The organism is Deltaproteobacteria bacterium (assembly GCA_028818775.1).
GTDB lineage: Bacteria > Desulfobacterota > Binatia > UBA9968 > JAJDTQ01 > JAJDTQ01.
The window spans coordinates 1-9,834 of record JAPPNE010000063.1; the positions used below are offsets into that span (position 1 = coordinate 1).

General features: G+C 66.1%; 11 protein-coding genes and 1 pseudogene. 9 read left to right on the forward strand and 3 right to left on the reverse strand.

Annotated features, from left to right (window positions below; translation table 11 throughout):
- Positions 1-1,344 (reverse strand): hypothetical protein (locus tag OXU42_08285; protein MDE0029381.1); only part of this gene is annotated, 1,344 nt, incomplete at its 3' end.
- A pseudogene (locus tag OXU42_08290) lies at positions 1,341-2,582 on the reverse strand (N-6 DNA methylase). The gene OXU42_08285 and the pseudogene OXU42_08290, both read right to left, overlap by 4 nt.
- Here OXU42_08290 and OXU42_08295 point away from each other — a divergent pair.
- From OXU42_08295 to OXU42_08335, 9 genes are all read left to right on the forward strand, one after another.
- The gene (locus OXU42_08295) at positions 2,556-2,984 is read left to right on the forward strand and encodes a hypothetical protein (GenBank protein ID MDE0029382.1); all 429 of its coding nucleotides are present in this window, start codon (positions 2,556-2,558) and stop codon (positions 2,982-2,984) included. The pseudogene OXU42_08290 and the gene OXU42_08295 sit on opposite strands and share 27 nt — an antisense overlap.
- The gene (locus tag OXU42_08300) at positions 2,971-3,591 is read left to right on the forward strand and encodes a regulatory protein GemA (GenBank protein ID MDE0029383.1); all 621 of its coding nucleotides are present in this window, start codon (positions 2,971-2,973) and stop codon (positions 3,589-3,591) included. The genes OXU42_08295 and OXU42_08300 overlap by 14 nt, the downstream gene beginning before the upstream one ends.
- A gap of 200 nt (positions 3,592-3,791) precedes the next feature.
- Positions 3,792-4,070, forward strand: a complete 279-nt coding sequence (locus OXU42_08305) for a hypothetical protein (protein MDE0029384.1) — start codon at positions 3,792-3,794, stop codon at positions 4,068-4,070.
- Between the two features lie 22 nt (positions 4,071-4,092).
- Positions 4,093-4,404 carry a hypothetical protein gene (locus OXU42_08310; GenBank protein MDE0029385.1) on the forward strand — a complete coding sequence of 104 codons (312 nt, stop codon included), beginning with the start codon at positions 4,093-4,095 and terminating at the stop codon, positions 4,402-4,404.
- A gap of 80 nt (positions 4,405-4,484) precedes the next feature.
- Entirely contained in the window at positions 4,485-4,697 is a 213-nt protein-coding gene (locus OXU42_08315; GenBank protein MDE0029386.1) for a hypothetical protein, read from the forward strand.
- Entirely contained in the window at positions 4,694-5,206 is a 513-nt protein-coding gene (locus OXU42_08320) for a DUF3486 family protein (GenBank protein MDE0029387.1), read from the forward strand. Before OXU42_08315 ends, OXU42_08320 begins: the two co-directional genes overlap by 4 nt.
- Positions 5,203-6,618 carry a hypothetical protein gene (locus OXU42_08325; GenBank protein ID MDE0029388.1) on the forward strand — a complete coding sequence of 472 codons (1,416 nt, stop codon included), beginning with the start codon at positions 5,203-5,205 and terminating at the stop codon, positions 6,616-6,618. Before OXU42_08320 ends, OXU42_08325 begins: the two co-directional genes overlap by 4 nt.
- On the forward strand, positions 6,618-8,096 hold the full coding sequence (locus OXU42_08330) for a DUF935 family protein (protein MDE0029389.1): 1,479 nt from the start codon (positions 6,618-6,620) through the stop codon (positions 8,094-8,096). Before OXU42_08325 ends, OXU42_08330 begins: the two co-directional genes overlap by 1 nt.
- 61 nt (positions 8,097-8,157) lie before the next feature.
- Positions 8,158-9,381 (forward strand): phage minor head protein, encoded by a 1,224-nt coding sequence (locus OXU42_08335; protein ID MDE0029390.1) that lies wholly within the window; start codon positions 8,158-8,160, stop codon positions 9,379-9,381.
- A gap of 275 nt (positions 9,382-9,656) precedes the next feature.
- Here OXU42_08335 and OXU42_08340 read toward each other — a convergent pair.
- Positions 9,657-9,834: strawberry notch family protein (locus OXU42_08340; protein ID MDE0029391.1), on the reverse strand; the 178-nt coding region annotated here is incomplete at its 5' end.

Genomic DNA, 9,834 nt, shown 5'->3' on the forward strand with positions numbered 1-9,834 from the left:
TGCTGCCTCCGCCTCGCGGACGTCGATCTTGCCAGTCACTACATCCGCAATCAGAAGGGTACGGTATTCGTGGAGGAGGGAAAGCTTTGCCCGAACACCCTCCACCGCACCGTTGATGGCCTTTTCGGCATCCCTGATCACCTTCACGATGCACTGTTGCTCGTCCCGCGGCGGTATCAGAACCCTCCAAGACCGAATGTGATGATGGGCAATCTTCGGCATTGTTGCACTTGATCCGCGGGCATCACGCTCGATTTGCCTTCGGCCCAGGGCGCTGAGTAGCTGGAACATTAGGAGTCTTCGCTCAAGGATCGCAGGTTTAGGAGTCAAGCGGTAGATTAGGTCGCTGATCACGGTCTTCGGTCTTGCTCCCTCGACTATGCAAACATCGCCCACAAGGTCACGTGTGTTCGATCGAGTCAACAGAAGATCTCCGTTCTCGATCTCTATTCCTTCAGGGATCTTTGCAGAGATAGGAATCGGCTTGATCGCGGTAGAGTCGAACATACCACGCTTAACGGACGACAAGGCGAGCACTGCCCATTGATTTGGCTGTATCTCGCCTTCGGCCGCAGTAGGACTCCATCCTTGAGCGATATGGCGCAGACAACGGCCTAAAGGTGCTTCACCCCAATCCGCCGGCACCTCCCCCAGCCACTCGACGCCAGACGGTTTGTAGGCCGGGTAGGGTTTGCCCGTCCGGACGTCGATCCGGCCTGTGCCCGCCTCGTGGATGAGGGCCTGCTTTTGCTCCTCCAGCAACGCGATCAGCTTCTCCCTGGCCCGGATGTAGCGCTGGATACGACGGTCGGCGTGGTCGAGGAAAAGGACGATGGCAGCCTGTTCGGCGAGCGGTGGTTGCACAACCTTCATGCTTCCGATGAAGGTCCAGTCAGCCCGCGGCATCTTGGCGCCGAAGGTAGAAGCGTCGACAGTGTCTATGATCGGCTTTGCTCGTAACAGTCGTTCCAGGAAACCGGTATCGAACGTAGTATCGCGCGGGCGAAGAACAAGAAATTCACCAACGCATAGGCCACCCGTCGTCGGCCGAGTTACCTTGGCCAAGTAGGGGCGAAGCTTTCCGAACAGAACATCTCCCGGTGCGAAGCGTTTCAGTTGACTGTCGGGACCAACGTCAGGAGGGGCCCCGTTGAGCTGACCAGTCCAACTCTCGACATGCTCCAGAGCCACGTACAAGTCTTTCCCTCGTCGCTCCGTTCCTGGCTCAACAACGTTTGTCACTGACGACTTCAGGCGTTCCGTAGTCCAATGCGCTGGCACCTCTCCCAGCCACGGGACGCCGGAATCCTGATAGACAGGATAAGGTTTGAGGTTGTGGATCATGACCCCCTGCTATCCCCGATGATTTCGTCGAGCAACCCTTCCGTCTCCCTCTCCAGCGCCAGGATGTCGGCGCGGATCTCCTTCAGCGTCCGCATGGGCTGTGGCTTGTAGAAATAGCGGTTGAAGCTGATCTCGTAGCCGATCTTCACGTTGTCCGGCTGGTACCAAGCGTCAGGGGCGTAGGGCAGAACCTCGCGGCGGAGGAACCCTTCGATGCCGCCAGCTTCCTGCAAGGGGATCTGCTCGGTATCGCGCAGGTCGGTGTCCGGCTCGTACTCCACCACCGCAGACCTGCCACCCACCGTCGCCTCGAACAGTCCGCGCAAAGGGTCCGCCTCCGTGCCCTTCTTGAGTATCCGCCTGATCACCGGCGGCGAGTTCTCGTTGCGCGTGCCGTGATCCCTCAACCTCTTGACGTCGGCGCCTCCGTAGGCGCGATTCGGGTCCGCCTCCTCGATGCGGAGCGGCCGCTCCACCGTCACCTTCCAGTAGCCGAAGGCGGCGTTGTCGAAGATCCTGCTCTGGTCGTTCTCCTCGAAAGCGAGGAAGGTATCGCAGATGCGGGTGATGTCGTCCTCGCCCATCTCGCAGTTCTTCTTGCCCAGGTTCCTGCCCAACGGACGGTGCCAACCGGTCGCGTCGATCAACTGCACCCGGCCGCGCCGGTGCGGCGGCTTGCGGTTGGTGAGCACCCAGACGTAGGTGGCGATGCCCGTGTTGTAGAACATGTTGAGCGGCAGGGCGACGATCGCCTCCAGCCAGTCGTTCTCGATGATCCAGCGCCGGATGTTGCTCTCGCCCTGGCCGGCCTCGCCGGTGAACAGCGAACTGCCGTTGTGCACCTCGGCAATGCGGCTGCCGAGCGGCGTGTGCTGCTTCATCTTCGACAGCATGTTGGCAAGGAACAACATCTGACCGTCGCTGGAACGGGTGACCAGGGAGAACTCCGGGTCGCCGTGATGCTCGATCAGGAAGCGCGGGTCCCGCATCCCCTTCCTGCCGCCCTTGCGCTCCAATTCGGTCTTCCAGCTCTTGCCGTACGGCGGATTCGAGAGCATGAAGTCGAACTCGCGCGACGGAAACGCATCGTTGGCCAGCGTCGAATGCTCCGGACCGCCCACGATGTTGTCGGCGGCCTCGCCCTCCCCCTTGAGCAAGAGGTCGGCCTTGCAGATCGCGTAGGTCTCGGCGTTGATCTCCTGTCCGTAGAGATGGGTAGAGACCTGCTTGCCGTGCTCGGCCGCTCGCAGACGGCCGCGGTCTCGGCGGCGAAGGCGACGCTCCGGGAGGCCCTGGAGAATGGCCGCGGACTCTTCGAGAAGCCCCGGACGCGCGAGCTCTCGGGGATCGAGGTGGGGTACCGGAAGCAGCCGGGGCGCGTCGACGTGCCCGACGCCGGCGCCACCATCGCGCGGATCCGCGCCAAGCATCCGCACCTGGCGCCGTCGCTCATCAACGTCCGGGAGTCCCTCGACAAGGCGGCCGCGCGCAAGGTCGACGCGAAGACCTTGGCCGCGGTGGGCGTGGCGATCGTGGACGTCGACGACGAAATCGTGATCCGCGGCGCGGGCGGCGATATCGACAAGCTCGTGGCCGCGCTGATGGACGACGTGAGGGAGGAAGCCGATGACGCCGCCTGATGCGAAACAGGTCATCCCCCTGCGGAGCGAGCGGTGGACGAAGCTGGTTCGCGCCGTGCACGCCCGGCGCCGGCAACTGGATCTGGACGAGGATCGGTACCGCGACGCGATCGAGCGGGCGACCGGCAAGCGGTCGTGCAGCGATCTCGGCACCGTGGGCCTGGGCGCTGTGCTGATAGAGCTCGGGAAGCTCCGTCCCTCGTCGGTCCTGCCGGACGCGCCCGGGGCCTCGAAGCTCCGGGCGCTCTGGATAGCGGGCTGGCACCTGGGCGTCGTGCAGGACCGCCGGGACTCCGCCCTGGCGGCGTTCGTGCGCAGGGAATGCGGTGTCGATGCGGCGGGATGGGCGACGGCGCGCGACCTGGGGAAGGCCATCGACCGGCTGAAGGCATGGCTGAGGCGCGAGGCCGGGGTTAAGTGGCCCCAGCGCGACAGGACCAACAGGGAGCGCGGTCGCGGCGAGGCGATGGCGGTGCTCGAGGCTCAGCACCGCGCGCTGGGGCTGGATCCGCCGGCGCTCACCACGATCGAGACCGTGAACCTGGTGATCGCCGCCCTGGGCCAGGCGGTGCGCGACCTCAAGTCCGGACACGAGGACCGCGGGTGAGCTGCATCGTGATCAAGTGCCCGGTCTGCGGCCAACCCCGTTCGGGTGCAGTGCAGCGGGACCCCATCGGACGAAGCCGTCAAGGAGATAGCGTCATTCGTCGCCGAGCTGCATCACCCATCGCAGGGGTCCGCGTGACGGGGTCCGCCTGGCCCGGCATCCTTGGCGCAGTGGCGGCGTCCCTCGGGGACGATGCCGCCATGGACACGGCCGAACGACTCAGCGGCGCCACGATCTACGTCCCCAGCGGCATCCCTGAAGATCATTGGCTGATCGGATACCTGGGCCGGGAGGTCGCCGAGACGCTGGCCCGGATATGCGGCGGAGAGAACGTCTACATCCCCTGCGCGCGGACCATGCGCGCGATCCTCCTCCATCAAAGGGGCCTGACCATTCCTCAGATAGCGGCCTGCGTGGGCTCCACCCAATACTCGGTGCGCCGCATTCTAAGACATTTGTCACCTGAACGTCAGCGCTGATTTAGGCTAACATGGCCGCCCTATGTGGGAGGTCATCGCCGAGGCCGTGGGATGGATACTCGGCGTAGTCGGCGCCGTCGCCGGGGCGGGCATCATCTTGGTGTTGCGAACGCTGCGGGAAGCCGAACGGGACATCCAGTCGCTGAAGCATCTGGTGGCGGATATCCCGGAACTCCGCCGCGAGCAAGAACGCCAGAGGGTCGAGCTGGCCAGAGAGCAGACGGTCCGGCAGGAGATGGTGCCGTTCGTGAGCCGCAGCCTCGGCTCCATCGAACGGCACAGCGAAGCGATCGCGCGACTGGAGGAGCGTACGAAGGAGAACCAATGTCCCTAGATCGGATCTCGTTGCCGACTGCCCGATGGGATGCGTTGCGCACCGTGCGAGTTGCGGGCTACCTCGGCGCTACGGAATCGATGGTCCATGACGTACTGGTCGTTCAGTACCCCACCCTTGACAACCGGTGCGTGCGCAACATCATGCATTACCTGGAGGCGCGCGGGCTGGTCACGATTCAACGCTCCGAGACGGAGCCGTGGCGCATGTTCATCGCCCGATACGGCTACGACGTCTGCGATTATGTGGTGGAGTGCGATCCCGGGATCAGGAGACCGCCGCCTGGGCCATGAAGCGCAACGCCGTAACGCTATTGCCCGAGCCCCTGCGCCGGGAGTTGGACCAACGGATCGTGTCCGGCAGATTCTCGGGCTACTCCGACTTCGCCGCGTGGCTGGCCGAAGAGGGGTTCGAAATCAGCAAGTCGGCGGTCCACCGGTACGGCCAGGCGCTGGAGCGCCGCATCGAGGCCGTGCGCCTGGCCACCGAGCAGGCCGAAGCCCTGGTGGCCGCGGCCCCTGACGACATGGGCGCGGTCGCGGATGCGATCCTGCGGCTCAGCCAGCAGAAGATCCTGGACGTGCTCATAGCCTCGGAGAGCGGAGACCTCAAGGAAATCGCCTCGGCCTGCCGCGCGGCCGCGGACACGGCCCGGGCCGGCACGATGGTGCGCCAGGAGCGCCGCCGCGCGGTCAAGGACGCGGCGGATGCCGCGACTGGAGCCGCCCGCAAGAAAGGCGTCCCGGCGGATGCGGTCGCCGCGATCCGCGAGGCCATCGAGGGGGCGGGCGAGGCGGCATGAACCGCGAGCTGCTACCCTACCAGTCGCGCTGGGTGCAGGACCGCTCCGGCATCAAGGTGATCCAGAAGTCGCGCCGGATCGGCCTCTCGTGGGCGGAGGCCTACGACAGCGTGCTTCACGCCGCGGCGGGCGCCGGGAACGTCTACTACCAGTCCTACAACAAGGACATGACCCGCTCCTTCATAGACGACTGCGAGGGGTGGGCGAAGGTCCTGGAGATCGGGGCCGCGGCGGTGGGCGAGACCCTGATAGACCTGGACGCCAAGGACTCGGTCCTGGCCTACTGCGTCAACTTCCCGTCCGGCAAGCAGATACTCGCCATGCCGTCGAGCCCTCGCGTCTTCCGGAGCAAGGGCCGTGCGGGGGACCGGGCGATCATAGACGAGGCCGCGTTTGTCGACGATCTGGAGGCCTCGCTCAAGGCCGCCATGGCCTTCCGCATGTGGCGCGGCGACGTCCACGTTCTCTCTACCCACCACGGCGAGGGGTCGTCCTTCAACCAATTGGTCCGGGAGGTGTCGGACGGCACCCGCATGGGCAGCCTGCACACGGTCACCTTCCGCCATGCCCTCGACGAGGGGTTCTACCGGCGCATCTGCGAGGTGAATGGGGAGGAGTGGACCGACGAGGGCGAAGCGGCCTATGAGCAGGAGGTCCGGGCTGAATACGGCGCCGACGCGGAGGAGGAGCTCGACTGCATTCCCTCGGCCGCCGGCGGATCGTGGCTCTCGTGGGATCAGATCCGGGCCGTGGAGCATCCCGACGCCGGCAGGCCGGACCTCTACCGGGGCGGCCTCACCTTCATCGGCAACGACATCGCCAGGCGCAAGCACCTGTGGGTGGCGTGGGTGCTCGAGGTCGTGGGAGACGTCGTCTGGACGCGCGAGGTATCGGAGCTGCGCAACGCGAGCTTCAGCGAGCAGGACGGCGAGCTCGACCGGCTGGTGAAGCGGTACCGGCCCGTGCTGGTATCCATGGATCAGACCGGCATGGGCGAGAAGCCTGTCGAGGACGCCAGGAGGCGGTACGGGGAGAGCCGCGTGGAGGGCGTGCTGCTCACCTCCCCCCGGCGCCTGGGCGTGGCGATCGCGCTCAAGGAGCGCTGCGAAGACCGCCGTCTCCGCATCCCGTCCGACAACGCGATCCGGGGCGACTTCCACTCCATCCGCAAGGAACCCGGGGCCACGGGCGGCCCGCGCCTGGTGGCCGACGATGACGGCGAGAGCCACGCCGACCGTTTCTGGGCCGCGGCCCTGGCCTGCGCCGCGGCGGCCATGCCGCGCGGCCCCGTGGAGGGGCGCGCCACGGATGCGCCCGTGAGCGAGGGTTTCGAGCGCGGAGGCGGCCGCGTCGAGGTCGACGCCGGGCTGGGCGTGGTGCGGCCCGCGTCCCATGACCTGAGGTACATGTGATGGCGAAGCCCCGCAGGCCGATCGTGGAGGAGGTGGCGCCCAGCGCCGTGGCGGGCCTGATCGCGCTGTGGATCTCCGAGCTCCCCCTCGATCCCCGCTACTCCAACGTCCGGTACGCGCAGACCTACCGGTACGAGGAGACCGCCCTCCACCTCTACCGCGAGACCCTGAGGGACGATCGGTGCCACAGCGCCCTCAACCAGCGGATCGATGCGGTGGTGGCCCACCCATGGATGGTGGAGCCCGGCGGCGACAGGCTGCGGGACCGGCGGGCGGCCGAGGATGTCAAGCGGCAGCTGGCGTCCATCCACTTCAAGCGCATCTGCAGGCAGCTTCTCCACTACAACTGGTACGGCTACGCCATAGGCGAGGCGATATGGGCCAGGGAGGCGGGGAAGGTGCGGCTGCACGACCTGAGAATCCGCGCTCCCGAGCGGTTCCGGTGGGGACCGGACGGCGAGTTGCTTCTCCGCTCCCGCCGATCCGCCGCGGGCGAGCCGGTGCCGGAGGCCAAGTTCGTCACCCTGACCAGATCAAACGACCACGGGGACCTGCCTCACGGCCCGGGTCTGGCGCGATGGTGCTACTGGCTCGTATGGCTCCGCCGCAACGGGTTCCGGTTCTGGGCCATGGCCCTCGAGAAGTTCGGGGCGCCGACGCCCAAGGGCAAGTATCCGCGGGCGGCGACCAACGAGGAGAAGGACAAGCTCCTCAAGATCATCCAGTCCCTGGCGACGGGAGCCGGCGTCATCGTGCCCGAGGATCAGGACATCGAGTTCCTGGCCACGATGACGAGAATGAGCGGCGATTTCGAATCCTTCCAGGGCTACATCGACCGCGCCATCGCCGGTGTGCTCCTCGGCCAGTCCTCGACCTCGGATCAGGGACCGTGGCGCGGAACCGCCGAAGTGCAGAAGGACGTCCGCGACGAGACCATCGCGGCCGACGCCGACGTTCTCGACGAGGCGCTAACCCGGACGATCGCGGCCTGGCTCACCCAGTGGAACTTCCCCGGCGCCGCAACGCCGGTCATCCGGCACGACGTGGATCCGCCCGAAGACCTCGACAGCCGCGCGGAGCGCGAGGAGAAGGTGGGCCGGACCTCGGGCCTCCGGCCCACCCGCAATCACGTCGAGGACATCTACGGCGGGGAATGGGAGCCTGCCCCGAACGGGACGCCTCCGGGCAGCGCCGGCGTCGGGGACGATGCAGCCCGGTTCGCCCGCGGCGATGATGCCGACGCCATCGCGGCGGCCGCGGAGGAGATCGCCGGCGAATGGGAGCCCATCGTCAGCCCCGTCGTGGATCCGGTCCTGGCGGCCGCCCGGGAAAGCCGGGACTTCGACGACTTCGTGGCGCGCCTCCATAGCCGCGCCCCGGACGAACGGGCGCTGGCCCCCGCTTCCCGGCGACTCAACAACACCACCTTTTCCGCAGAGGTCTCCGGCCAGGCCGGCCTCGAGGAGGACGTCTGGTGAACATCGAGATGGACGGTCGCGGAAACTACGTCGCCCTGAAGGCGAGAGGCGATCTGTAGTCTTGGCCGTTCCCGAGATCCTCAACGTCCCGCCGGTCGAAGCCATCGAGCACTTCGAGGCGAAGGGCTACCACATAGGCTTCGACTGGCGGGACACCGAAGCCGCGAACCACATCCGCTCCTTCACCGTCGCCAAGGCCATGGAGACGGACATCCTCGTCGAGATCCGCGGCGCGGTCGACGCCGCGGTCCGCGACGGCGAGACTTTTGAAGACTTCCGGAACCGGCTCGAGCCCTTTCTGCACAGCAAGGGATGGTGGGGGCGCAAGCCCATGGTCGACCCGCAGGATCCGCCCCGCCTCGTCCAGCTCGGAAGTGCCCGCCGGCTGCGCACGATCTTCGAGACCAACCTCCGGATGTCGTACGCCCACGGCCGGTGGCAGCGGATTCAGCGCGTCAAGGACACGAGGCCGTATCTCCGCTACGTCTCGGTCCTGGACGGCCGCACGAGACCGCAGCATCGCGCCTGGCACGGCACCGTCTTGCCCGTCGACCACCCGTTCTGGGAAACCCACTATCCGCCCAACGGCTGGGGGTGCAGGTGTCTCGTCATGCAGCTCTCCAGCGATGACCTGGAGCGGTACGGGTTCCAGGTGTCCCAGGGACCGCCGGCCGGATCGCTGGAGACGCGGCCTTGGTACAACAAGCGGACCGAAACCACGGTCCAGGTTCCCCGCGGCATCGATCCCGGATTCCAGCACAACGTCGGCCGGCACATGCCCGGGCGTGACGCCTCCAACCGGCTCATACAGAAGATCGACGGCGCCCCCGAAGACCTGCCGTTGATCGGCCAGCCCTGGAACACGCCCGAGTTCCAGGGCCACCTCGACGGCAAGGCAGATGACCGCCGCGCGGCTTGGCCTATCGCCGTCGTCCCTTCCCGCATTCTCGACATCCTGGGCGGCCGCAGTCGAACGCTGCGACTCACCAGGGACACCGCGGACAAGCAGGGGGGGCGCGTGCCCGGCAACCCGGGACACGACGTGGCCCCCGAAGACTACGCACGGGCGCAACGCATTCTCGACGACGGCGAGTTCTTTCAGGACTCCGATCTCTCCGCGGTCGGCTTTATGGAAGATGAGAACGGCAAGCTCTGGGCGCTCGCTCTCAAGGTCTCCGTGGACCGAGGCGAAACCTACCTGACCAGTTTACACAGGGCTCAATTGCGAGATTTGCGAGTGGCGAGGAGGCGCCTGGGGGGTCGCTACATCCCCGCGCGGCCGTAGCCTCGGAACGGCGTTTTACTCAGGCGCTGTCATTTCTTGTAGCCCAAAACCCCACCCGAAACAACCCTTTTCGGGCCCGTTTTTCCGGCCACAAAAACAAGTCGAAAACCCCCCGGAAAAATCCCGTGAAGAGGCGGTTATCCACAGTTTCTCGCCATTTATTTTGTCCGCGGCGGTCACCGCGTTTTTTGCGTTCTTCTCCACGTAAGGTCCTAGATTCCCTACCCATTATCCCGGTTCATCCCATTTCATCCCGGCTCGTCCCGATTCTCCATTTATTTTGTCCCCTCACATTCGATGTTGGCGTGGATGACCTTGAACGCGCCGGCATAGGCGTCGTAGATGCGCCGCTGTTCCTGCGAGAGCTCGTGCACCAGGATGTCCACCTCCACCCCGTCATAGGCCAGCGCCCGGGCCTGGTAGAGCCCCAGGGCCTTCAGGTCCCTGGCGACC